General features: G+C 36.6%; 19 protein-coding genes and 3 riboswitches. Of the genes, 6 read left to right on the top strand and 13 right to left on the bottom strand.

Going from position 1 to position 24,813, the window contains the following annotated elements:
- Positions 1–9: 9 nt before the first annotated feature.
- The 9 genes from kdpB to ACTYA4_RS18555 form a co-directional block, all read right to left on the bottom strand.
- The gene (kdpB, locus tag ACTYA4_RS18595) at positions 10–2,022 is read right to left on the bottom strand and encodes a potassium-transporting ATPase subunit KdpB (protein ID WP_443481338.1); all 2,013 of its coding nucleotides are present in this window, start codon (positions 2,020–2,022) and stop codon (positions 10–12) included.
- Between the two features lie 145 nt (positions 2,023–2,167).
- Positions 2,168–3,829 (bottom strand): potassium-transporting ATPase subunit KdpA, encoded by a 1,662-nt coding sequence (kdpA, locus tag ACTYA4_RS18590; RefSeq protein WP_443481339.1) that lies wholly within the window; start codon positions 3,827–3,829, stop codon positions 2,168–2,170.
- 28 nt (positions 3,830–3,857) lie between these two features.
- Positions 3,858–3,935: a K(+)-transporting ATPase subunit F gene (kdpF, locus tag ACTYA4_RS18585; protein WP_443481340.1), complete on the bottom strand. Its 78-nt coding sequence runs from the start codon at positions 3,933–3,935 to the stop codon at positions 3,858–3,860.
- The gene (locus ACTYA4_RS18580; RefSeq protein WP_443481209.1) at positions 3,932–4,039 is read right to left on the bottom strand and encodes a signal peptide protein; all 108 of its coding nucleotides are present in this window, start codon (positions 4,037–4,039) and stop codon (positions 3,932–3,934) included. The genes kdpF and ACTYA4_RS18580 overlap by 4 nt, the downstream gene beginning before the upstream one ends.
- Positions 4,040–4,222: 183 nt before the next feature.
- Positions 4,223–4,372, bottom strand: a riboswitch (cyclic di-AMP (ydaO/yuaA leader).
- 79 nt (positions 4,373–4,451) lie between these two features.
- Positions 4,452–4,598: riboswitch (cyclic di-AMP (ydaO/yuaA leader) on the bottom strand.
- Between the two features lie 43 nt (positions 4,599–4,641).
- A riboswitch (cyclic di-AMP (ydaO/yuaA leader) is annotated at positions 4,642–4,768 on the bottom strand.
- Between the two features lie 372 nt (positions 4,769–5,140).
- Positions 5,141–5,845 (bottom strand): IucA/IucC family C-terminal-domain containing protein, encoded by a 705-nt coding sequence (locus tag ACTYA4_RS18575; protein ID WP_445505831.1) that lies wholly within the window; start codon positions 5,843–5,845, stop codon positions 5,141–5,143.
- A gap of 124 nt (positions 5,846–5,969) precedes the next feature.
- Complete coding sequence (locus ACTYA4_RS18570) at positions 5,970–6,782, bottom strand: ABC transporter ATP-binding protein (RefSeq protein ID WP_443481211.1); 813 nt, start codon at positions 6,780–6,782, stop codon at positions 5,970–5,972.
- 33 nt (positions 6,783–6,815) lie between these two features.
- Positions 6,816–7,853, bottom strand: coding sequence for a FecCD family ABC transporter permease (locus ACTYA4_RS18565; protein ID WP_443481212.1), 1,038 nt, complete (start codon positions 7,851–7,853; stop codon positions 6,816–6,818).
- On the bottom strand, positions 7,850–8,863 hold the full coding sequence (locus ACTYA4_RS18560) for a FecCD family ABC transporter permease (protein ID WP_443481213.1): 1,014 nt from the start codon (positions 8,861–8,863) through the stop codon (positions 7,850–7,852). Before ACTYA4_RS18560 ends, ACTYA4_RS18565 begins: the two co-directional genes overlap by 4 nt.
- A 237-nt stretch (positions 8,864–9,100) precedes the next feature.
- Entirely contained in the window at positions 9,101–10,138 is a 1,038-nt protein-coding gene (locus ACTYA4_RS18555; RefSeq protein ID WP_443481214.1) for an ABC transporter substrate-binding protein, read from the bottom strand.
- Between the two features lie 356 nt (positions 10,139–10,494).
- Between ACTYA4_RS18555 and ACTYA4_RS18550 the strand changes: the two genes are divergently transcribed.
- On the top strand, positions 10,495–11,451 hold the full coding sequence (locus ACTYA4_RS18550; RefSeq protein WP_443481215.1) for a ribose-phosphate diphosphokinase: 957 nt from the start codon (positions 10,495–10,497) through the stop codon (positions 11,449–11,451).
- Positions 11,452–11,511: 60 nt separating this feature from the next.
- On the opposite strand, the gene ACTYA4_RS18545 is transcribed toward ACTYA4_RS18550, so the two are convergent.
- The gene (locus ACTYA4_RS18545; protein ID WP_445505830.1) at positions 11,512–13,908 is read right to left on the bottom strand and encodes a glycoside hydrolase family 70 protein; all 2,397 of its coding nucleotides are present in this window, start codon (positions 13,906–13,908) and stop codon (positions 11,512–11,514) included.
- 425 nt (positions 13,909–14,333) lie between these two features.
- Here ACTYA4_RS18545 and ACTYA4_RS18540 point away from each other — a divergent pair, with 425 nt between their 5' ends.
- Complete coding sequence (locus tag ACTYA4_RS18540; RefSeq protein ID WP_443481217.1) at positions 14,334–14,738, top strand: ClpX C4-type zinc finger protein; 405 nt, start codon at positions 14,334–14,336, stop codon at positions 14,736–14,738.
- A 14-nt stretch (positions 14,739–14,752) separates the two neighbouring features.
- Here ACTYA4_RS18540 and ACTYA4_RS18535 read toward each other — a convergent pair whose 3' ends face one another.
- Positions 14,753–15,961 (bottom strand): MFS transporter, encoded by a 1,209-nt coding sequence (locus ACTYA4_RS18535; RefSeq protein ID WP_445505829.1) that lies wholly within the window; start codon positions 15,959–15,961, stop codon positions 14,753–14,755.
- A gap of 514 nt (positions 15,962–16,475) precedes the next feature.
- Between ACTYA4_RS18535 and ACTYA4_RS18530 the strand changes: the two genes are divergently transcribed.
- The 3 genes from ACTYA4_RS18530 to ACTYA4_RS18520 all read left to right on the top strand — a co-directional run bounded on the left by ACTYA4_RS18530 (position 16,476) and on the right by ACTYA4_RS18520 (position 19,360).
- On the top strand, positions 16,476–17,252 hold the full coding sequence (locus ACTYA4_RS18530) for a MerR family transcriptional regulator (RefSeq protein WP_443481219.1): 777 nt from the start codon (positions 16,476–16,478) through the stop codon (positions 17,250–17,252).
- A gap of 58 nt (positions 17,253–17,310) precedes the next feature.
- A complete protein-coding gene (locus tag ACTYA4_RS18525) occupies positions 17,311–18,771 on the top strand; it encodes an alpha-L-fucosidase (protein WP_443481220.1) in 1,461 nt (486 codons plus the stop codon).
- 205 nt (positions 18,772–18,976) lie between these two features.
- Positions 18,977–19,360, top strand: a complete 384-nt coding sequence (locus tag ACTYA4_RS18520) for an SET domain-containing protein (protein ID WP_443481221.1) — start codon at positions 18,977–18,979, stop codon at positions 19,358–19,360.
- A gap of 32 nt (positions 19,361–19,392) precedes the next feature.
- Here the strand turns inward: ACTYA4_RS18520 and ACTYA4_RS18515 are convergent, their stop codons facing one another.
- Together ACTYA4_RS18515 and truA are read right to left on the bottom strand one after the other, a co-directional pair.
- Positions 19,393–21,876: a DEAD/DEAH box helicase gene (locus ACTYA4_RS18515; protein WP_443481222.1), complete on the bottom strand. Its 2,484-nt coding sequence runs from the start codon at positions 21,874–21,876 to the stop codon at positions 19,393–19,395.
- A gap of 152 nt (positions 21,877–22,028) precedes the next feature.
- Positions 22,029–22,766, bottom strand: coding sequence for a tRNA pseudouridine(38-40) synthase TruA (truA, locus tag ACTYA4_RS18510; protein ID WP_443481223.1), 738 nt, complete (start codon positions 22,764–22,766; stop codon positions 22,029–22,031).
- A 514-nt stretch (positions 22,767–23,280) separates the two neighbouring features.
- Here truA and ACTYA4_RS18505 point away from each other — a divergent pair.
- Positions 23,281–24,498, top strand: coding sequence for an MFS transporter (locus tag ACTYA4_RS18505; RefSeq protein ID WP_443481224.1), 1,218 nt, complete (start codon positions 23,281–23,283; stop codon positions 24,496–24,498).
- Positions 24,499–24,813: the final 315 nt, after the last annotated feature.

Genomic DNA, 24,813 nt, shown 5'->3' with positions numbered 1-24,813 from the left:
CCCTCTTTTCTAGATAAATAATGATACAAACATATCGATTAATTTAATTGCTATAAAAGGTACAATCACCCCGCCAAAACCATAAATAGTTAAATTTCTTCTAAGCAGCGCATTGGAACTCAATGGTTTATAGGCTACACCTTTCATAGCCAGCGGTATTAACATTGGGATAATCAACGCATTAAAGATTAGAGCTGATAAAATAGCAGAAATCGGTGAATCTAGTTTCATAATATTTAACGCATCCATTTCTGGAATTGCAATCATGAACATGGCAGGAATGATTGCAAAATATTTGGCAATATCATTCGCTATACTAAATGTTGTAAGCGCCCCCCGAGTCATTAACAATTGCTTGCCAATCGAAACAACCTCAATGATTTTTGTCGGATTTGAATCAAGATCCACCATATTTGCTGCTTCTTTGGCTGCCGTTGTTCCACTATTCATCGCAAGACCAACATCTGCCTGTGCAAGGGCTGGTGCATCATTTGTCCCATCACCTGTCATCGCCACTAACTTGCCCTGCTGTTGTTCATATTTAATCACTTCTATCTTATCTTCCGGTTTGCATTCAGCGATAAATTCATCAACACCTGCTTCTTTTGCTATCGTTGCAGCAGTTAGAGGATTATCCCCTGTACACATAACCGTTTTTATTCCCATTTTTCTCAGTTGATCAAATCTTTCCTTCATCCCTGGTTTAACTGTATCCTTTAAGTAAATCAACCCATAAATACGGTCATTCACTGCAACAGCTAAAGGAGTGCCGCCAGCTTTTGAAATTCCACTTGTTTTCTCATCTAAGTTGTGTGGAATGGTTCCTCCTTGTGAGCTTACCCATTTCTTAACCGCATCGACTGCCCCTTTTCTTACCTTCGTTCCGCCCTTTAAATCTATTCCACTCATTCTTGTTTCTGCTATAAATTCAATAAACTCTCCACCATTTGCAACTTGTTCATCATATTTATAATCATGCTGCTTTAAAAGTTCCAATACAGAACGACCCTCCGGTGTTTCATCACGCAGCGAGCTTATCGCTACCCATTTTGATAAGTCATCTTGACTTTCTTCACCGACTGGAATAAAATCACTCGCCATTCGATTACCAAATGTAATAGTTCCGGTTTTATCTAAAATAATCGTGTTAATATCACCAGCTGCTTCTACTGCTTTACCTGACATTGCCAAAACATTGAATTGAGTAACACGGTCCATTCCTGCTACACCAATAGCTGAAAGGAGGCCTCCAATCGTTGTTGGAATTAAACAAACAAGCAATGCAATTAGCACTGGTATTTCCAGTTGAAAATCTAAATAATTCGTAAAGAAAGGCAATGTGACAACAACAATCATAAAAATTAATGTTAAGCTTGTTAGAACAGTATTTAAGGCAATCTCATTAGGTGTCTTTTGACGTTCCGCCCCTTCAACAAGTGAAATCATCCGATCTAAAAACGATTCACCAGCATCACTTGTTATTCTCACCTTAATCTGATCGCTGACTACTCTTGTTCCACCTGTGACAGAGTTAAAATCTCCTCCTGCTTCTTTTATAACCGGAGCTGATTCACCTGTTATGGCCGATTCGTCAACAGAAGCTAAACCTTCTATTACTTCTCCATCACCTGGGATCATTTCCCCCTGAGAAACAATTACGATATCTCCTTTACGTAAATTTGCTGATGAAATCTGTTCTGTCTGTCCATTTGCTAATAATTTATTCGCTTGGATGTCTTGCTTTGATTTTTTCAATGAATCCGCCTGTGCTTTCCCTCTACCTTCTGCAAGAGCTTCTGCAAAGTTGGCAAAAAGAACAGTAAATAGTAAAATAAATGTAACTGACCAATTAAACCACGGTTCAACATGCTGATGTCCAAATATATTTGGTGCTATGGATAAAATAAGTGTAATGACAAATCCAATCTCTACGACAAACATAATTGGATTTTTTACCATTTTACGTGGATCCAGCTTGATAAAAGATTCTTTTAATGCTTGAATGACCATTTCTTTTTCCATTGGTTTTTTACTTCCACCTTTATTTCCAGGTTCAGATTGACGACGGTTATTTCTTTGACTATTTGGTTGAGACTGCTGTGGAAAATCGTTCACGCTGCCTCTCGCATTTAATGATTGATTAGCCATTTGCTTTCCTCCATTCAACTTATAAAGTTAAATATTCTGCTACTGGTCCTAATACTAATGTTGGAAAGAACGTTAAAGCCCCAACAATAAAAATTGCGCCTACTAAAATGACACCAAACAAACTTGTGTCTGTTCTAAACGTACCTACTGTTTCTGGGATGACCTTTTTAGCAGCTAATGAACCAGCAACAGCTAACATCGTAACTAATCCAAAGTATCGGCCTAAATACATCACAATTCCTGTTGAGATGTTCCAGAACGGTGTGGCATCTCCTAATCCTTCAAAACCAGATCCATTATTGGCAGCTGCTGAGGTGTATTCATAGACAACTTGGCTAATGCCGTGGAAACCAGGATTAGAGATCCCCTCAACTCCTAATGGGCTGAATAATGCGATGGCAGAAGCACCAAGGATAAGCAACGGATGCATTAACATGGTGATGGCAATTAATTTCATTTCCTTGCCTTCAATCTTCTTGCCTAAGAATTCAGGTGTACGTCCAACCATTAAACCTGATAAGAATACGGCAATCATTGCATACATCATGACATTGATGAATCCTGCTCCAACACCGCCAAATACAGTATTTAAAAGCATGTTGGATAAAGCTATCATTCCGGTCATTGGTGTCAATGTATCATGCATCGTATTGACGGCTCCTGACTCTGAAGCGGTTGTTGCTACAGCATAGAGAGTAGATTGACCAACACCAAAACGAACCTCTTTTCCTTCCATGCTGCCTTGGTCATGTTGAATTCCTAGTTGATTTAAAGCTGGGTTCCCCTGATACTCAGAAACTAATGCTGTACCTAAGAAAACCACGAAAATCATCGCCATTGATACAAATAAAACTCGACCTTGCTTAGTATTTCCAACTATTTTCCCATAGGTAAATGGCAATGCTGTTGGCAATAGAAACATTAAGACAATTTGGATAAAGTTGCTTATTGCATTTGGATTTTCAAATGGATGTGTTGAATTTGCTCCAAAAAATCCTCCACCGTTATTGCCTAATTCCTTGATGGAAAGGAAAGAGCCAACTGGTCCACGAGCGATGGATTGCTTTGCTCCTTCAATCGTATTTGCTGTAACAGTTGGATCAAGTGTTTGAGGAACACCTAAAGCAATAAAGATAAAGGCAGCAACAAATGAAATTGGCAATAAAACCCTTGTGATCGAGCGAACTAAATCAACAAAAAAGTTCCCCATTTCTTTTCCAGAAAGCGCCCGAACAAATGCTATTGCTGCAGCAAGAGCTGTACCTGGTGCAACAAACATCATAAACAGAACGCCAATCATTTGGGATAGATAACTTAAACCACTTTCACCGCTATAATGCTGTAAATCCGTATTCGTCATAAAGCTAATAGCCGTATTAAACGCTAATGCAGGATTCATACCTAGGATATTACTTGGATTTAAAGGTAGAACTCCTTGAAATCGAAAAACCAAGTAAACAAGAAAAATTATAAAAGCATTGGCTACAGCTAAAGATAGTGCATATTGCTTCCAAGTTTGATTTACATTTTTTATGCCTCCAATCTTAAAGAGAAGCTTTTCAAATGGACCAAACACTTTATCTAAACCTGTTTCGTTATAGTCAAACACTTTTGCTAAATATAAGCCAAAAGGTTTAGCCAACAAGAATACAACCGCAAGTAGAATGACAATAGTAAGGATTGTTAAACTCAATGTTACTACCCCCGAATTAGAATTTTTCTGGATTGATTAACACATATAAAAGATAGATAGAAACCAAACATGCCAACACAAATAAAATAATCATTGCTTTTCACTTCCTTGATTAATCACTTGCGACGACCACTTTGTTAAACCAACCATAAGAATTGGCAAAAGAATAAAGATTCCAACCATTAAAATATCGAGCATGATTCCATTCCCCTCTTTCATTTCCATAGGATATTTTTAGTTAGTACATTAATAAAAAAGTTTGTGTACTTGTTTAAATAATTATACTTATCTCAAAAATGAATACAAAAAACCCGCAAGAAGAGGACCTTCATGCGGGTTTTAGACATCACTAAAGAAGCATTGTCTATCCACAATTTTTTTGGTTCCTCTCACAACGCTTACGGGGTTAGCTGTCGGATTCGGGACAGAGAGTATCCCTTCTTAACATTTTTGTTAAGATTCACCCCTAGCATGTAAAAATCATGCAAAATGGTTCCCCCGCTCTTTAATAAGATTAAGCGACTTTTTTTGTAAAATATGTTATTTTTTTCTTATAAAGGCATAAAAAAGACCACTGAGGGTTCTCAGTGATTTTTAAAAATCACAAGAAATCCCCTCTCTCATAACGCTTACGGAGTTAGCTGTCGGATTCGGGCTATAAGAGTAGCCCTACCAGTTTCCTGGATTCACCCCAAGTGATCACTTTGCATCACAAAATTGGGTCCCCCGCTCCTATCGGATTAAGCGATAATAGGAATCATTCTTTGCCTTATTTAAATTCATCTACTTTTCTATGTCACTTCCTTTCTCTTATAACGCTTGCGAAGTTAGCTGTCGGGTTCGGACAATAAGAGTTGCCCTAACAAAAAGAATTCACCCCAATTTATGGTTCCTCCGCTCCAACATAGGATTCAGCGACTGTTTAAAATGTTAATGCAACATTTTATGAACGTAATATTACTCCTCAAATTTCTGCTTGTAAAGGGATAAATATCCTTTAATTTAACTATTTTCGTGCAAAATTAACCACTATTTATGATTTTTATGGTAAAAACTAACTCATAATACGTTTTTCTCATATTTTCTATCAAAAGCATTTTTTCTTTATGATATTATGGATGATTTTATAGGTTTTACTATTTGTAAAGTTATTATTAATTTTCCCCACTTTGTATTTTAAGGGTTTAGACATATAGATAATCAAGATCTAACCAAGTGAAGTATACTCTTTCACCTCATTCCCAAAGTTTTAGCTTACTGAAACGAGTTTACTAGTTTTCTGCTTTTGACTGCTTATTTTTAATTGGGCAATTGCCACAATAACCGAACATCTTTTTCTAATTTATAGTACATGCAGCACGTTTTCCGACATGGATTCAATTTAAGTTCCTCTCCTATTTTCAAATAATATGTAATCGGATTCTCTTTTAAATTAAACAAGTCTCCACTTGCATTTTTCAAGAAATGAAAGTCGCTGTTTACCCTTTCTATTTTAATAGGATCACATTCTTCTGCTAGTATTTTCCGATAAATTGAGTTAATCCGAATGGCCACGTTTTCCCACAATATGGATGTTGGAATGCGGGATGTCTTATTCAATATCTCTAAAACCGGCGTTATATGTGATGAAAAAAGATCGCGCAGTACGTTTTCACGCCATTGTTCCCTCTTCATACTCTTTACTTCCTGCCATTTACACATACCTGTTTGAATACATAATTTCCGTTCTCTACTTAATGTGCAAGCTTTTACTGGAAAATGGAGAATACCGTTGAACTCTACCATGCTATATAAAGTGGACGACACGACAAGATAAGCATATCTTTTAGAAAACATGGAAGCTGCTATCGAAAAATTCGGGGCTTTTATCTCAGTCATATGTTTTTGTAAAAATGCCAAACATTTTTCTTCATTTAACAAATCTAATATGGCAATCTCCTTAGAATTCTCATGTTCAAAATGTATATCAAACGCTTTAAGCTTATTCATTACAATGCTGCTCATTTTTTATCATCCTTAAATTGAATTGCGATTATTAGTCAGTCAAAAAGATGGTTCATCCATACTAGATATAATAACTTTTTTTATTGTAATCGAAATGTTTTATATAGGTATTCCAGTTTTTAATTCAAACTACAATTGCATTTTCTTTTACTTTTCTCCCTTTTCCATGCGGAATACATAAAGGAGTCCCAAATAACGGATCTTTCGTAATTTCACAATTCATGTGAAAAACATCTTTGACCATATCTTGAGTTATTACTTCTTCTGGCCTTCCTTGTGAATATACCTTTTGATTACTAACAGCTACAATATTATGGGCATACCGGCACGCTAAGTTTAAATCATGTAAAACCATTACCACGGTTCTATTTTCCTGTTCATTTAGTTCAAATAATAGGTCTAAAATTTCGATTTGATGGGTCATATCTAAATAAGTTGTTGGTTCATCCAGTAAAATAATATCTGTATCCTGCGCTAAAGTCATCGCAATCCATGCTCTTTGCCGCTGTCCACCTGATAAGGAATCAACTGTTCTTTCTGCAAATTCTTTCATTTTGGTAGCTTCAAGTGCTTGATTAACAACTATTTCATCTTCAGTTGACCATTGCTTTAACCAGCTTTGATGCGGGTATCTTCCTTGTTTCACAAGTTGTAAAACGGTAAGGCCTTCCGGTGCAATTGGCCCCTGTGGTAAAATAGCAAGTCGTTTTGCCACTTCTTTAGTAGATAAATTTTCTACTGCATCTCCTTCTAGAAGGATTTGACCAGATTGGGGTTTTAAAAGTCTAGCAAGCGAACGCAATAATGTCGACTTCCCACAGCCATTTGCTCCAACGAATACTGTAATTTCTCCAGTCGGAATCTTTAAATCAAGATCTTCTATAATAATTTTGTCACTATAACACAGTGTTAGAGAACTTGCTTCCAGCACACTCATCGTCACAGCTCCTTTTTAAAAAGTTTTATTAATTTACATATTACGATTTTTGTATAATAAATAAATAAAAAATGGTGCACCCATACCAGATACAAAAACTCCTGCAGGCAGGTCTAGTGGTAAAAAGGCTGTTCTCGAAACAATATCTGCTAATACAACTATTATTCCCCCAATTAACGCAGAAACTGGTACTAAACTTCCGAATGATCTTCCAACAAGTTTTCTAGCAATATGAGGTGCAATTAAACCTACAAAACCTATTCCTCCGGCAAATGCAACTGCAGCACCAGCCAAAGCTACACTAATACCTATTAAACCAAAGCGAGTTAATTGCACTTTTGACCCTAAACTTAGTGCCAGATCATCCCCTAGTTCAAGAACATTAACTTTTCGAGACATTATTAATGAAAGCGGAACAAAGATTAACACCCATGGCAACATAGAATAAACATTATTCCAATTTGCTCCATAAACGCTGCCTGTCAACCAAATATAGGCTTCACTGGTAGAGTACGTAGGACTTAGCACCATTAACATCGTTATAATAGCTCCCATTGTAACTTGAACTCCTATACCAATGAGCACAAGCCTTATTGGTGTAACTCCCTTTTTCCAAGCTAATATATAGATTAGGAGGCAAGCAACTCCTGCACCTACAATCGCTATAAATGGAAGTAATTTAATATTAACTTCCGGAAAATAGGTAATAAATGCAACTGCAGCTACTGCACTGCCACTCGTAATCCCAATAATATCAGGGGAAGCTAATGGATTTCGGACCACTCCTTGCAAAATTAGTCCAGATACTGCTAGGCAAATTCCTGCAAGAAAAGAAAGAACCATTCTAGGAAGTCTAAGCGTTTCTATAACAAAAGCATATTCCCCATTCCCTAACCCTAGCAAATGTTGAATAATGAATAAGGGGTTGATCATCGTACTGCCTACTGACAAACCTATAATAAATAACAGTAAAGATAAGAACAAAAGCAATAGGAATACAAAAACTGCTTTATTTTCAATCAATAAGGAAATCGAACCTGATCGATTCCGTATAATAGTATGTTTCCTCATTCCTTGCTAAACCCCCTTCGTGCAATATAAATGAAAAATGGCGCACCAATCATTGCTGTCATTACTCCAATTGGCATTTCTTCAGGCATAATGACAAACCTTGCTGCAACATCTGCCAGCAGCAGCAAACTTGCACCATAAATTGCACAGTAGGGGATAATCCACCGATAATCAATACCTACTAAGCCACGAACCATATGAGGTACAATTAATCCAATAAAACCAATTAAACCACCTACTGCCACGGATCCACCAGCTAAAAAAACAATAACAATCGCCATTAGAATTTTAACTAAAATAGTCTGTTGTCCTAATCCTTTCGCAATATCTTCTCCCGTCGTTAAAATATTGACGGCGTTTCCTAAAAAGAAGGACAAAATACCTGCCCCTAACAAGAAAGGTAAAACTGGCTCCAGCATATCTAATGTTCTTCCCGCAACCGTGCCACCTATCCAAAATAATACCCCTTCTAAACTTTGTTCATCTATCACAAGCAGCCCTTGTGTAAAAGAACTAAAAAGGGCAGTCAAAGCAGCGCCCGCTAATACAATCTTAATTGGCGACAAACCATCCCTTCCGAGTGAGCCAAGAAAAAAAACCATGATGGCAGCAACAGCTGCTCCTAAAAATGCAATCCACATCAAATAAATTAGTGAATGAACAGAGAAAAAAACGGTGGCTGCTACAACAAAAAATAAAGCTCCTGCATTTATTCCAAAAATATCAGGGGCAGCAAGTGGATTTCTAGTTAGTGCCTGCAAAAGTGCGCCAGCTATAGCTAGACTTGCTCCGATTACGGTAGCAATTACTACCCTTGAAAGACGAGTAGTTGTTATAATAATATGTTCTGTAGAAGATTCATCAAAATGAAGAAAAGCATTCATTACAGTACGAATAGGTGTCAATGTTTGACCAAACACCATGCTTGATAAAATAGAAATAAACAAAATACATAGACCAATTAAAAGCCCAAGAATCTTTAGTGAGGTTCGAGGAAATAATGGTTTCATAATCTCACTCTTTTCAAAATAATTTTTATATGTAAAAGGGGTCGGATCTGCCGAGTGATTGTGCTTGGTATGTTGTTTTTTCCCTATGGGGAGGGTGTGACTCCGCTCGCTCTGCCTTTATTAGGTGAGAATCTGCCTTTTTCTTGTGAGATAGTGGAAATGAGGCACGAGTCTCCATAGGAGTTTTATATGAAAAAATTAGGAGGAGGAGTCCCTCCAACCTAATCTAATAGTCACCTATTTTTCTAAATCAAAACGATCATAGATTTGATCTAACATATCGTTTGCCGAAATATAGCCTCCGCCCATATTCCATGCAACCTCATCCACCATATAAGTACGATTATTTTTAACAGCATCAAGATTTTTCCATAGCGGATGGTTTGTCCATTCATCATATGTCTTCTGAATTGCTTCGGCATCTGCATTGTGCCCATCAGCATTAAAAATGAAGAATACATCTGCATTCATGGAAGGAATACTTTCCTTAGTTGTTAACTGAAGTACTACATTGCCTTCTTTCTCAGCTTTTTGTTGAGATTCAGGCCGCACAAACCCAAGCTCGCTTAAAATATCACCAGCAAAACCTGTTATATAAATACGTGCATGGTCTGCTCTAAAGTTAAGTACTGATACCTCAATTGGCCATTGATCACCTAACTTATCTGTAATTTTCCCTTTAAAATCTTCAATCCGATTATCCCAATCTACTAAAAGTTGATTTGCTTCTTTTTCTTTATTCATCGCTTTCCCCATCAAATCAACCGTTTCTTTAAATTTAAACACTGTATCATGCGTCACTGTTGGAGCAATTTGCGAAAGTTGTTCATAAACTTTTTCGTGACGCAACTTTGAAGCAATAATTAAGTCTGGTTTAAGTTTAGCGATCTCCTCTAGATTTGGCTGTGTTTCCAAACCAACCTGTTGTACACCTTCTAAATCTTTTCTTAAATAATTATAAACAGGTTGTTGTACCCAAGATTCTACAACACCTACTGGTTTAACTCCTAATGCAACTGCGACATCTGTAGCCCCTTGATATAAGGTAACTATTCTTTTTGGTGTTCCTTTGATTTTTGTTGTACCCATCGCATGTTTTATTTCACGAACACTTTCTGAATCCGTAGATTCTTTCTGTTCAGTACCTTTGCTATCTTTAGAAGCTTCTTGTGATGATTGATTTCCACAACCAGCTAAAAACATGACAAAAGATAAAATGATTACAAGTAAAGAAAAGGAATATTTGTTACTTAATGAATATGTATTTGCTGACATTTATTTCCCTCCTATGTTGTCTAAACATTAAATGATAACGATTATCATTATTAACTAAATAATATACTGGTTTGCTAGTAAAAATCAATACCTAATTTATTTGAGAATTTAAATATATTTACTATTTTCTCCGGAAACTATCAAGTTTTCGCGGAATTATCAAAATTTACCCGGCATTCTTGCCAATTTTTTAATTCACAACGCCTCGTATATTAATGCACTTATATAAAAACTTGCATTTAATCACATAATGTATTGCAAAGGTACATGCACTAACCTAAAATACAGTATAGCTAGATTATTTTTGGAATTATTAGAACTATATAGAACACTTTATCTTATAGGAGGAATTTTTCGTGCCAGATACATATCTAGGATCCAAATTAAAAGTTTTTTCATTAAACTCCAATCCAGCGTTAGCACAAGAAATCGTTGAAACGATAGGAATTGAACTAGGAAGATGCTCCGTAAAGAAGTTTAGTGACGGAGAAATTCAAATCAATATTGAGGAAAGCGTTCGCGGCAGTGATGTTTTTGTCATCCAATCGACTAGTGAGCCAGTGAACCAAAGCATTATGGAGCTTCTTATCATGATTGATGCGTTAAAACGTGCATCCGTAAAATCGATCAATGTGGTAATTCCATATTACGGTTATGCTCGTCAAGACCGTAAAGCTCATCCAAGGGAGCCGATTACCGCTAAATTAATTGCTAATTTAATTCAAAAGTCAGGTGCACATCGTGTTATTACATTAGACCTTCATGCACCACAAACTCAAGGCTTCTTTAATATACCAGTGGATCAATTAGTTGGTATGCCAATACTATCCCAGTATTTAAGTACAAAAGAGTTTGCTCATGATGTCGTAGTCGTGGCGCCTGATCATGCAAGTGTAACGCGTGCTCGCCAAATGGCTGATCGATTAAAAGCACCAATTGCCATTATTGATAAGCGGGGACCTCGAGACTTTGATGCAGGAGAAATCAATATCGTTGGGAATATCGAAGGCAAAACAGCAATCATAATCGACGATATCGTTGATACTGCGAAAAGAATCACAAACGCAACAAAAGCATTATTAGAAAATGGCGCACAAGAAGTATATGCTTGCTGTACACATCCTGTTCTATCTAAACCTTCCATCGAAAAAATAAAAGAATCGAAACTAAAAGAACTAATCGTTACAAACAGCATTGCCCTTCCAGAAGAAAAAAGAATCGATAAAATTACCCAACTTTCCGTTGCGACATTAATTAGTGACGCGATCATTAACGTTTATGAGAATAAATCTGTTAGTGCATTATTTAAATAAAATACAGTAATCCTCTGGAAAATTTTCCAGAGGATTTTATTTTTTATCTAAATAGTATACTTAATCTTGTCTTTTAATCCATCTTTTCCATTGTCTTAATTCTTCATCTTGCTGCCATCTATGCCCATTAATTTTTCTATCATATTTGTCTCTTATATTTTTGTTTATCTTTCCTACTATTCCATTATTTCCTTTATTTCTATTTACTCGTTTTCCAGCTTCTTTCGAAGGTACATATACAGCTAAATACCCATTTACTAACGGATTTTTGATACCTTTTACTGTTACTGTTAAAATTCCATCTTTGTCTGTTTTTAACTTATCCTTGTTAAAACTTAATGCATCTTCAAATGTTTGATTGGCATGTCCTTTACCCATGTCTACATTAATTGTCGCATTTGTATTTGGATTATTTCCAATAATCGTTGCCACTCCCGAATTTTTGTTTGTTCCATAACGAACACTGGCAATTAAATCATTTCCTGGTGTCGAGGAAGTATTAGATGGGAAATAGGTAATTTTTTGATCTCCTGAAACGTACTGATTCCGTACACCTAACAGCTTGACTATTAAATCATAATAGACAGTTTTAGTTGCCATATATGGATCATCTGATTTATACATATCTCCATAAAAGACAGTTGGAACGGTATCTTTATTCGTTAAAATGTATGCATATTGACTTGGGACATTATATGGAGCATATTCCTTATCTGTTTTTTCCCGATCCTTTGCATACTTTTTAAACTGAATGGCTTCATGCTGTAATGTATGTGGTTTTGCCCCATTCGCTTCTGCTTCGGACACTAGAATTTTTTCTAAAATATTATGTTCTTGATCATGGTTGTTTACAAATGACCAGTTCGGAACTTTTTTTGCATTTTGGTTTGTTCGATCAACAAAGGAAGAGTTTATTATATTGCTTAAAGGACTTGGGTTACTGGCCTTCCCTAAACTGTCTCTCATAGCAGCCCATTGCTTGTGGTCATATACTAATTGCCCATTGTTTATACTATTTTCAAAATCCACTTGGTTATCCGTATAGGATTCTATATAACTTAAATGATTGTTTAAATTTTTGCCAAAACGATTACTTATTAAATCATGCAGCCCTGAAAGAATATCTGTGTTGTAATGAGATGCTGCATCGATGCGAAATCCATCAAAACCATATTGATCGATTAAAAATTTTGCCCAATTGGCTTGTTCCTGTTGGACTTTTTGATTCGTATTATCGATATCTGTTCCAATTAAAAATTCGTATTGCAACACATTTTTATTTACATTTTCATTGACACCATTATTAAAACGCATAATACTTTGCGGGTCAGATGCTGCAGAGTAGCCTGGCTGTGCACTAATATAACTGTCCGTTAATTTCGTAACTGCAGTGCTGTCGCCTGCTATTATTTTTTGTCTTACTTCCTCATCACTGTTTCCACTAAAGCCATTCGCTCTCATATAATCCAAATAGTTCTGTTTCGTAGATCCTTCTTGTCGATCAACATAATAAAGAAGAAGAGAACGCCATACTTGATCCTTTTCTGTATTGGCTCCTTTAACTGCAAAAGCTCCATCTACTGTTAAATAATTATCTATCGTATTGATTTTTCCGTATTTTTGAGCATCTGTATTTTCTAACCAGCTCGGAAGGTGATTGTTCTTGTCATTAGGCCCATAATAACGGTATGGTTTCTTATTTTCATCCACCATCACTCGGTAAATCCCCAATTGCTGAGGGCCTGTACCATTAAAATAAGTGTGATTCCATTCCTTGATGACTCCGTATTTTGCCTGGCCTTGTCCCCCACCCTTGCTATAAAGTTCAACAAGTTTGTCTTTCACATTTGCATTGTTTTCATTTCCATATTGGTCAACAGCAGTTATACTAGCAATTTCTGGTTTCGGCAGCCCCATCATTTGATTTGGTACAAGATCTTCTTGGACGCGAATGCCCTTTTTATGCAAGCCTGATATTAACTTCTTAAGTTCTCCACTCGTTCCATATTTTGTTTGCTTTTTACCATTCTGACCTTGAGCAAATTCTCCTAAATCATATCTATCCATGATCGCATACCCTTCGCCATAGTACGATTGACCAAATGCTCGGTAAGCAGGCGGCATCCAGACATCGGAAATTTTCCATTTATTTAACATGGCACTATTTTTTTGGAATATTTTATACATATTGCTTTCATATGGCTGATACAGACTGAAACTTTGAAAAATAACATGCTTATCCAGGTCTGCATTAGAAACAAATCCAGTTGATTTGTTTGGTGATCTATCTTTCCCACCATTTTCAACATTTATTATATTGGTATTTTCATTTTTCACATTTGTCATCCGATTATTGCTTTCCTTGCGTGATGCATTATTGTTACCACCAACTGTACAACCCGCTAAACTAAATAACAGAATTGCAGAAGTCATTATTTTTATCCCTTTTTTCAACATGTCCACTCCTTAACATTATAGTTAGCAATTATAGGTTTTCTTTTATTGATAAACCTATACATCACTAGCAAGGTCAGTGATTTGCAATTTATGGGTTTTTTTATCATTTTTATTGGTTGTTTTCGTATAGATTGTTGCTTTTAAACCCGCAGCCCGAATACACTTCGTCCGTTTAGCAAGCGTCGAGCCTCCTCATCGCATACGCTCCTGTGGGGTCTCGTCTTTCTCGCATTCCCACAGGAGGCTACGTGTATTCAGTCTGCTGAGTACTTCTTCTCTCATTTTTTTACGTAAAAAACAAAAAACTTTGAGAAAACAGCATTTTTTATTAAAAGATGCAGGAATATTCAGTTAGTTCAGATAATAGAATGAAAGAAAAATGTATACAATTGTATACATTAAAATAGAAAGGACTGATGATGTGAATGGATCAAGATTTTCGAAAGAAAACATTTCGAGGTGCAAAAATTGAAGACACCATCTTAGAATTAGAGAAATTAAGTCAGCTTTGTGAAGAGAAAATTAAAAATAGCCAACAAATAGAAAGACAGCGTTTCTATGAAGGGATGGCTATTGCTTATACGACTATTACATTGAGATTAAAAGGCGAGTTCGATTATATTGAACCAAAAGTAATAAACGAGCTATACAATGCAGTCGAGAAAGAACCTAAAAATACAGTGGATACTGAATACATTGATGCTTGTTCCTTTTGCCGGAGAAGTAAAGAAGAAATCGGAGAATTAGCTATAGGACCAGGTGTTTCAATATGCAGTGAATGCTTAACATTTGGTGAAGAAGTTATTAAATCACACAAAAAAGGGGTCTGACCCCTTTTTTCCATCTACTTTCCAGGCATTATTTTTCTCTTTAAAGCAGGATTTAAGTCATTGGCTTTCCAATATGCTAGTCCTGTTGCTGCCAACAGCAGCATGCCTGTTATCACAAACACACTTTGAACTGGAAGAATACCGCCAATAAATCCGCCAATCATGGGACCAATCATCCCTCCCATTTGATTGGCGGTTTGGTTTAATCCAAATGCCCTGCCACGAAAATCAGCATCCGTTGACTTTACAACGAGACCATTTAATGCAGGGAAGACCGCACAGAAAAATATGCCAAAAACGAAGCGGGTAATGGAAAAACCCCAAATATCGCTGAATATTATTTGAGCTAAGGTCCCAAGTCCTCCACCTAGCAGCCCAATGAATAGAACTCTATCGAATCCTACTTTGTCTGCCCATTTCCCCCAGTATGGAGCAATCAATGCACTTGCGAGTCCTGGAAGAGAGAATACAAAACCTGCAATTAAAGAAGCTTTATCAGAAGAACCACCAAGTTCAACAATATATAAGGGAAGAATCGGCTCAATCGTCATGATCGAACAGGTTGTTACAACAGTTAAAACAAGGACTAGCATAAAGGGCCGATTTGTATAAGCCACCATAATATCATTTTTGACAGAACCACGCTCCTTACTTGGCGTGAAATTCTCCTCTTTCACCAAAAAAATGACCAGAATCGTCGCAATGAAGACTAGTAATGCAGCACTGGCAAATGCTAACCTATTTCCAACAAATTCGGCAATTAATCCCCCCAGCAGAGGTCCAACAATGCCTCCCGTAGCGGTAGCCGTGGAAATCATCGAAAGGGCATATCCTATTTTATCACTTGGCGTATTCGTTCCGACCAATGCAATAGCTCCTGGAATAAATCCAGATAATAACCCCTGCATAATTCGTAATGCTAATAACTGATACGGGTTGGTTACAAAAGCAACTAGAATATAGATGATAAAGAGAGCAAACCCCGCTCGGATAATCATTGGCTTCCTCCCATATTTATCAGCTATCCTTCCCCAGAAAGGCGAAGAGATTGCTCCTGCAAAAAAAGCGGAGCTAAATATCAACCCTGACCACATTTCCGTATGTTGATGCACATTAATCTCCAGAAGAAAAATTGGCAAAAAAGGAATTACCATAAAAAAACTCGCTGCTGTAAAAAAGCTCCCAATCCATAATATCCATAAATTACGTTTCCAATTTAGCATATTGTTCGCTCCCTATGTATCATCAGCCTTCCTACTATTCACTTCTGCCAATGATATTTTCATATTGCCATCATATCATATCAGTTAATTATTTTCACTCTCGAAATTTTTTATTATCGAATAAAACGACCTACCACCAGCTGATAAAAATAGAAAATAATAACACGTAATAAGTATGTTTTACTTTTTAAGATCCTCTCGCAAAATAACTTGAAATTCCTACTTGCTAATTACGTAACGTAATGTAATAAAATTTACATATCAAAGTTTTTTTCAGGCTATTTTCGTATAGATTGTTGTTATTTAACCCGCAGCCAGAATACACTTCGCTTTCCGTGGGCGAGCGTCGAGCCTCCTCGTCGCATACGCTCCTGCGGGGTCTCGTCTTTCTCGCATTCCCACAGGAGTCTACGTGTATTCTGGCTGCTAAGAAACGCTTTTCCAAATATAATATGTAAAAAACAACAAACTTTGAGAAAACAGCCTTTTTTTAAAATATAACGGGAGTGGAAATATGACTGATCAGCGATATTTTATAGGTGATTTTGCCAATATGTCAGGTTTAACCATTCGAACATTGCAGCACTATGATAACATCGGCCTTCTTCCCGCTTCTGGAAGAACAGAAAATGGACGCAGGTTTTACATCAAATCAGATATTTTAAAACTAGAGCAAATTGTTTTCTATAAAAACCTGGGATTTTCCTTGCAGCAGATACGGGAAAAACTTGTCCATACTTCTGATTTGCAAGAGATGGACAAGATTTTTTTAAACCAATCTACAGTTTTATATTCACAGATGGAATCAACTCACACAAGCTTAGCAGTTATTGAAGCTTGTCGAGAGGTTATTGAAGTGAAAAAAAATCCTCCTTGGGAGTTTCTGTTTTCATTCATCAGTAAACTTAATAACAGTGATTTTCTAACCTGGGATTCATCCGATTTCACCAAAGAGCAACAGCAGATATTTAACAATCACTTTCATAGCATTGATGAAATTATAAGTATTTTTCACACATGGAAATCTCTATCCATTAAAGCCGTGACTTTTTATGCAGCTGGCATTCAACCCTCTGAATCAGTTGCGCAAAATCTTGCAAAACAATGGATGAACATGGCAGAATCTGCTACTGGAGGGAATGAACAGCTTTTGAATGCCTATCTTCAGGTTAATCAAAACAGGGAGATGTGGCCAGAGGGTGCACGTGCATTAATGGAAGAAGCAGACTCCTATATAACGGATTACTGTAAAATTTATTGTGCCAATAATGATATAAATATGCCTTGGTAATTGCTGAATAAACGGAAATAAAGAGATGTTTAGATTTTAAATATAGGAGGTTCAGTAAATGAATAAAAAAAATTATCAACCAACAAAGGAGTCCCTCAATACTCACCAGGTTCCGGAGTGGTTTGAAGATGCTAAATTTGGAGTGTTTATACACTGGGGGTTGTACTCAGTTCCTGGATTTGCACCTTTAGGTAGTTTAGCGGAGACTTTGAAGACGGATTATGATCGGGCACTGTTAAACTACCCCTATGCTGAAGGCTATTGGAATGCTATTAAGGACCCGAATACACCATCCGCTCAATACCATAAAACTAATTATGGCAACATGCCCTATCAAGGATTTAAAGAGATGTTTGTGGATGGACTGAAAGATTGGGATCCCTCTGCTTGGGCAAAAACCTTTAGAGACACCGGTGCTAAATACGTAGTGATCGTTTCAAAACACCATGATGGCTTTTGTCTATGGCCTACTAAGGTGAAAAATTCACACGAGGATAATTGGTTTAGCAAGCGTGACATTATCGGTGAATTAGCTGAAGCGGTTCGAAAGGAAGGCATGCGCTTTGGCATATACTATTCAGGGGGAATAGACTGGACGTTTCGTCGCAGGATTTCAAGAACGTTTATGGATTATTCCTTTTTCACACCTGGCGGCGACTATCCGGCATACGTTGATGCTCAAGTCCGCGAGCTAATAGATCGATATCATCCGGATATTTTATGGAATGATATTTGCTGGCCAGATAATCAGGATAGACTATTTCGTTTGTTTGCCTACTATTATGATGCCGTTCCACACGGTGTGGTAAATGACCGCTGGAAACATGCCACTTCAACCAACAAGATTATGGGTCTGAAACCTGTACGAGCCATGATGGACTTAATGGTAAAACAAATGATAAAGAAAAATCCCGATATTCACTCTGCTCTTGTACAACCTGCCATTCCCCATAGCGATTTCGCTACACCAGAGTATACGAAATACACGGAAATACAAGCAAAAAAATGGGAGATGACACGTGGAATCGGAAATTCATTTGGCTATAACCGCAATGAGAGCGATAAAGACTACGCCAATTTTGAGACATTATTTTTAGATTTTATAGATGCTGTGTCCAAGAATGGCAATTTACTGCTGAATGTAGGTCCTCGTGGTGAAGATGCACAAATACCTAGTGAACAACTAAGCCGATTATCAAAATTCGGCAATTGGCTGAAGCAGAATGGTGATGCAGTATACGGTACACGGCCATGGACACAGGCGGAAGCAATCACAGAGACAGGAGAGGCTGTTCGCTTTACTAAAAAGGACAATAAGCTTTACTTGATGATTCTAGGTAAGCCTAGCGGATCAAAAATAAAAGTAAAAGAAATATTCTTAGATGGCGAAGCATGCCTGCTTGCTGACGGCAGCCCGATCAAGATAGAACGAGATGGTGATGACATGGTTCTTACCTTTACACAGTCACTTAATGATCTATTTGTACCTGTTGTTCTTATCCAAGATGAGATAAGATAGTTCGTTGCATCTCATTTATACAGGAATAAAAGATGAATTCACATCATTTTCAAGGTCTGTCCTATAAGTCGATATAACCGACATATGGGACAGCCGCACCTATATTTAAGTCCATCATATTGAATTGGTCGAAACATTTATTTCCTTTATTTCAACAACAATGTTACAGTTAGATAGAAACTTAAAAGATGAGTAGGTGACAAATTTGATAGAAGTAAAAACCTCTCCACTAAGTGATGGAGAATTTAATAGAGGCGTCTTCGCTACATGCGATATAAAAAAAGGTACGCTGTTACATGCAGCACCTGTTCTTCCTTATCCTAACGACCAGCATAAACACATTGAGCAAACACTTCTCGAAGATTATGTTTTTGAGTATGGGAAAAATCACACGGCTGTCCTTCTTGGTTATGGCATGCTGTTTAATCATTCGTATGAACCTAATGCAACCTATGATATTAATTTTGCCAACCATACGTTTGACTTCTATGCTTTTACCGATATAAAAGCAGGAGAAGAAATTCTCATCAACTATAATGGTGATGTAGATGACAAAGAACCACTTTGGTTTAATAAGGACAATGATTAAAAGCTGACGAAAATGTCAGCTTTTTACTTTCACTATTTCTTCCCTACAAAATAACAATCATTGCAAACCTGATATTTAAAACGTGTGGGAAGGGACTCTCCACAAATTCTGCAAACCTTTTTTCTTGTCGGTATCCCAGCTTTTAAGTGTTCATGTATTTTGCTGCTAATATCATCTCTTACCCTTTCCCAGTAATGTGCTTCTGTTCTTTTCCCTAATTTATATAAAAATAAAAGGTGAACGCCTACTGATTTATAAGATAACTCCATATCTTCTAGACTAGATTCTTTTATTAATGGGTCAGGCAGTTCTTTATTTTCTACAAGTGCTTCCATTTTTAATTTCCATTGTGCTCTTAAAGCAGGTTCACTTGTAGCAAAAGGGAGTCGTAAAAACCCAAATAAATCGTTGACAGATAACCTTGCTTCTACCATCGTATCTTCAATCATTTCATATAATATTTTTTCTTCTGATAAAGTAGCCTTTTTTGTTCCCTCTGGACTTTTAAAACGATCCCATAAGTGAAAAAACAACCCGAGGTTATTCGCGTATTTTTGAAATCTTTCTAAAACAGCTGATGTAGGGGCAATCGCAAATCCTGTGAGTTCTTCATCCTTTTGTTCGAGAAGCTGCGTCATTTTTTTCGGATCACTTGTAAAAGCAACTCTTCCAACATCATATAAACCGCGCCGTCCTGCACGTCCAGCAATTTGTTTTACTTCTTGAGAAGTGAGCCATCTTCGCTTCGTTCCATCAAACTTGTCATTCTCCAAAAATACAATTCGTCTAATCGGCAAATTTAAGCCCATTCCTATGGCATCTGTTGATACGATGACGGATGTCTCCCCCTTTAAAAAACGCTGCATCTGTTTTTTTCTTGTTTCAGGCGGCATACTTCCATAGATTAAACTTACTTGACGACCCGTTCTTTGCAGTTCTGACGCCGTTTCAAGCACTCTTCTTCTCGAAAAGCAAACAAGAGCATCTCCTTTTCGTGTTTGATTGAAACGAAATAATTGGGAATCCACTTCTAAAGGTGTCTCTCTTACATATTCATGCACTTCCACATAAGACTCACCCAAAAGCTGAAGGATCATCGATTTTGCATGGAAGCTGCAAATAATATGGACCTCTTTTGCATTTGCTTTTGTTATCGCTCGATACCAAGCGAAACCTCTGTCCTTATCTGCAATCATTTGCGATTCATCGATGACAATTACTTCATAAAAATCCTTTTCATGAAACATTTCGACTGTACATGACAGATGGTTTGCACCCATTATCAGTTTTTCTTCTTCCCCCGTTTTTAAAGAACAGAGCACATTATCTGCATTTAATTTCTCATACACTTCAAGTGCTAATAATCGAAGCGGAGCTAAATACAGTCCACTATTTGCTTCTTTCATCCGTTTTATTGCTTGAAATGTTTTCCCTGTATTTGTTTCGCCCACATGAAGGACATAATGAATATTTCGGCCGGATGGAGGATTATATTCTCTGCCGAAAATATCATCAATCATTCGTGCTTCTTCCTCTTTGCGCCGCTTCCTTTCTTCCCTATCCGCTATTTCTTTTTGTTGTCTTTTTAATCGATCTTTTTCATAAATTTCTTGATGTGTTTCTAGATCAAATGGAATATCAATCAGCTTCATCAAATCGGCAATGTTTTCCTCAAGAAGGTCCTCAAAAAATTCTAGAGAACTATCTTCAAAAAGATCCATTCCCACTTCCTTTAAATAGGAGTCTGTTAACGCTTTTTGGAAGACCTTCTCATATTCCTCATATAGGTGGGCAGGTAATGTTTGTTTTAGCCAATTTGGACCAAAATCAAATAAATACTGCAAAATGATCGCTTCATATGTTTCTGTTAAGTCCTCTAAAAAAAGAAATTTATTATCCGGCAGCTCCATTTCATCGTACAAATACTCATCAAACGTTAGTTCCTCAGAGGATAGCGTAATCCCTTTTCTTTCTATTTCAATGGCAAGGTGGCTTCCTATTAAATAACGAACATACAAGTATAAATACTCATAATCTTCATCTAATATTTGTTTGATATAGTATTGAAACTTTCGATCTAATTTCGTTCGAATATCTCGTTGTTTTTCCTTTTTTTGCTGGTCTAAATATGCTTCTCTCGCCTTTATGTATCGTATTTCCCATGCAGATTTTTGATTAGCAAAAAGACTGTCTAGCCAATCATGATAATCATACGGTTTTATTTCTCTTATTTCATTTCGAAACAGTTTGTTTATCAGTTTTCTATTTTCACCCTCTATACTTAAACCCTTGTGTGTTAAATACTTTTTCTTTTCCTCAAAAGAGGCATGGCTTGCTGCTGAATTCAGCCACGTATTTAACCAAATTTGGTTGATATATTCTTCTCTTTCCCGTAAATACTGCTCATACGAAGGCATTTCCTTTTTCCCTTGCAAATACTTGTCTATATCCTCCAAAATCATTTCTTTTGTTCGTTCTACTGCCTTATAATAATAACCGCTTAATATGTCGCTCATGAGAAAAACTCCTAGTTTTTTTAATAGTCATTATAAAAGTATACAAAAGCAAGCCTCTGGAACAATTCTTCAGAGGCTTTACGTATAGTATTTTGCTATTACTTCCAACTGATACGCTTTTTTTGTACGTCGTAGTTTTTTTAATCCTGTTGTTAAAAATCAACCTTTTCCAAATAAAGACCACATGCATCTGCCATGCCACCGGTTTGGTTTCGTTCTTTTGCATCTAATATTCCAGGGATCTGATTGGCATCTATTCTGCCTAATCCTACTTCTATTAATGTTCCGACAATCTTCCTAACCATATTATAAAGAAACCCGTCCCCACGCACTCTAACTTGCAGGAATCCAGCCTCTTCTTCAATATGAAGTGAATATATCTCACGCACCATCGACTTTTTCTTAGACTTCGCATTTGAAAAAGCAGTAAAATCATGTTTCCCGATAAAATGTTGACTTGCATGATTCATTTTTTCGATATCAAGTTTTTGCTCTACATGCATACTGTACTTGCGCATGAAAGGATGTGTATATTCCTCGTTCCAAATCTTATACAAATACGTTTTATCCTTCGCATTATACCGAGCATGAAAACGTTCAGGCACTAACACAACATCTAAAATACTGATATCTTGGGGTAAATATCTATTTAAGTAATTCTTAATTTCCGATTCCGTAAAATTGTTGCTAATCTTAAAATTGGCAATTTGCGAAAGAGCATGAACACCTGCATCCGTTCTGCTGCAGCCAATAATTTCGACCTTTTCTCCCGTCATCTCCGTTAACACATTTTCTATTTTTCCTTGAATGGAACTGTCGCCATTGCCAAGCCGCTGCCAGCCTTTATAGCGTCCACCATCATATTGAATGACTAATTTATAATTATTCATCTTTACTCCTTCATTTAGCGCTTTTTCTTTTTATAATAAATAGCATCTTATATTTACTCACCAATCTTGGTATGTATCCAAACTTAAAATGTCACCTTCTCCTTGGTTGGAAACATTTATTATAACACTTCGCCAGAAAAAAGTGTAAAACCATCCCAAATGGAATGATTTCAAGATGCAACATTTTGGCAGCTGCAATGATTGGTGCCGTATAGAAGCCAAAGGATTTCCATAATTCGGCTGCTGTCAGCGGTTCATTACAAATTCATGATCATATTGATTGAACAAGCTCCCTTTTACAGTATATTTATCGCTAAAAGCACCATTACAATCATCACCTTAATTGTATAAGTAATGTTACGTAAATAAGATTAATTTTAAAGTAAAAAAGAGATAACACCTATAATCATGTATGTAAAAGGATTCTTCTTTTTTGTAAACTAATTATATTCAAACGAAGATTAATATCAAGTAATTTTTCTTCGGCTTTAATAGAAAAAGGAGGATTTTAAACATGTCTCAAAAAAATATTTCTTCTACTATTGCTCTTCAGGATTCTAAATCAAAATCAGCATCTCACCTTCCATGGAGTGGCTTATTAGCACTTGCTATGGCTGGGTTTATTTGTATATTAACGGAGTCAGTTCCTGCAGGACTTTTATTACAAATTAGTGCTGGCCTATCGATATCCGAATCACTTGCAGGTCAGTTAGTGACATTTTATGCTCTTGGTTCACTTGTAGCAGCTATACCGATAGTTACGGCGACCCGTGGGTGGAATAGACGTCCACTTTTGCTTTTATGTATTGTTGGTTTCTTTGTATTTAACACAATAACGGCAATTTCATCTGTTTATTTATTAACTATAGTTGCTCGATTCTTTGCTGGGGTCTCCGCAGGGGTTCTATGGGGCATTACTGCTGGTTATGCCCGACGATTAGTACCCGATAAATTAAAAGGGAAAGCAATGGCAGTTGCTATGGTGGGAACTCCTCTTGCATTAGCATTAGGAGTTCCTATCGGGACATTTCTTGGTTCCATATTCGGTTGGAGGATTGTTTTTCTAATCATGTCATTAATGGCACTTGTCCTAGTTTTCTGGATACTTTGGAAGCTGCCTGATTTCTCTGGACAGGATTCTAGGGCTAGTAAACAACCTCTTAATAAAGTTTTCTTCCTGCCTGGTATACGGCCAATCTTAATTGTTGTCCTTGCATGGGTGCTTGCACACAATATTTTATATATTTATATTGCTCCTTATCTGGCTAGTGCAGACTTAAAAGGAACTGTAGAGCTAATGTTACTTATATTTGGCGTAGCATCTGTTATTGGTATTTGGTTAATAGGAATATTCATTGATCAATGGTTACGTGTATTAATACTGCTAAGTCTTGCCGGTTTTGCCCTTGCATCCGTTTTAATCGGAATAGCTATAAGTTTTCCAACTACTATTTATTTAGGTGTTGCAATCTGGGGACTTACTTTTGGTGGGGCTGCTACTTTATTGCAGACAGCATCTGCTGAAGCAGCCGGAGAAAATGCTGACGTAGCACAAGCGATGCTTGTAACATCTTGGAACTTGGCGATTGGTGGTGGAGGTGTTGTAGGAGGAATTTTCTTGGAAATCATTGGAATACAAACACTTCCTTGGGCTATTCTTTTGTTAATCTTATCAGCCTTTATTGTTGTAAAGTTTGGATTTCTTAAATCGAAAAAACAAATAAAACTATAAACAACTATAACTATATACCTAATAAGGTGTTGTACTATAATCCACTATGCACATAACAGACAACACTATAGACAAAGAGTAAATACATTAGAAAACACCCTTTTTAAATTTATAGAGGGTGTTTTCTCACATTATTAAAAAATAAAGTTCTGTATTATTAAAGAAGCATATCATAGACAATTCTGATATGCTTAGAAAAAGAAAAGGTTGCTGAAGTTATCAAGACCTGAATTATAAAAATCCATAAAAAATAAAGGAGAAAACATATTAGTCATATATAATATGTTTTCTCCTTTTTATTCGATTAAAGCGCCC

The organism is Niallia yueguangensis, from assembly GCF_052663115.1.
The sequence above is the reverse complement of the archived record's forward strand: the minus strand, read 5'-3'. Positions and strand labels throughout refer to the sequence as shown.

What these genes read in the sequence shown, in the direction of transcription:
- kdpB (WP_443481338.1), bottom strand. Translation starts at nt 2,022, where the DNA reads ATGGAAAAAGAAATGGTCATTCAAGCATTAAAAGAATCTTTTATCAAG.
- kdpF (WP_443481340.1), bottom strand. Translation starts at nt 3,935, where the DNA reads ATGATTATTTTATTTGTGTTGGCATGTTTGGTTTCTATCTATCTTTTA.
- ACTYA4_RS18580 (WP_443481209.1), bottom strand. Translation starts at nt 4,039, where the DNA reads ATGCTCGATATTTTAATGGTTGGAATCTTTATTCTTTTGCCAATTCTT.
- ACTYA4_RS18575 (WP_445505831.1), bottom strand. Translation starts at nt 5,845, where the DNA reads ATGAGCAGCATTGTAATGAATAAGCTTAAAGCGTTTGATATACATTTT.
- ACTYA4_RS18570 (WP_443481211.1), bottom strand. Translation starts at nt 6,782, where the DNA reads ATGAGTGTGCTGGAAGCAAGTTCTCTAACACTGTGTTATAGTGACAAA.
- ACTYA4_RS18565 (WP_443481212.1), bottom strand. Translation starts at nt 7,853, where the DNA reads ATGAGGAAACATACTATTATACGGAATCGATCAGGTTCGATTTCCTTA.
- ACTYA4_RS18560 (WP_443481213.1), bottom strand. Translation starts at nt 8,863, where the DNA reads ATGAAACCATTATTTCCTCGAACCTCACTAAAGATTCTTGGGCTTTTA.
- ACTYA4_RS18555 (WP_443481214.1), bottom strand. Translation starts at nt 10,138, where the DNA reads ATGTCAGCAAATACATATTCATTAAGTAACAAATATTCCTTTTCTTTA.
- ACTYA4_RS18545 (WP_445505830.1), bottom strand. Translation starts at nt 13,908, where the DNA reads ATGTTGAAAAAAGGGATAAAAATAATGACTTCTGCAATTCTGTTATTT.
- ACTYA4_RS18540 (WP_443481217.1), top strand. Translation starts at nt 14,334, where the DNA reads ATGGATCAAGATTTTCGAAAGAAAACATTTCGAGGTGCAAAAATTGAA.
- ACTYA4_RS18535 (WP_445505829.1), bottom strand. Translation starts at nt 15,961, where the DNA reads ATGCTAAATTGGAAACGTAATTTATGGATATTATGGATTGGGAGCTTT.
- ACTYA4_RS18530 (WP_443481219.1), top strand. Translation starts at nt 16,476, where the DNA reads ATGACTGATCAGCGATATTTTATAGGTGATTTTGCCAATATGTCAGGT.
- ACTYA4_RS18525 (WP_443481220.1), top strand. Translation starts at nt 17,311, where the DNA reads ATGAATAAAAAAAATTATCAACCAACAAAGGAGTCCCTCAATACTCAC.
- ACTYA4_RS18515 (WP_443481222.1), bottom strand. Translation starts at nt 21,876, where the DNA reads ATGAGCGACATATTAAGCGGTTATTATTATAAGGCAGTAGAACGAACA.
- truA (WP_443481223.1), bottom strand. Translation starts at nt 22,766, where the DNA reads ATGAATAATTATAAATTAGTCATTCAATATGATGGTGGACGCTATAAA.
- ACTYA4_RS18505 (WP_443481224.1), top strand. Translation starts at nt 23,281, where the DNA reads ATGTCTCAAAAAAATATTTCTTCTACTATTGCTCTTCAGGATTCTAAA.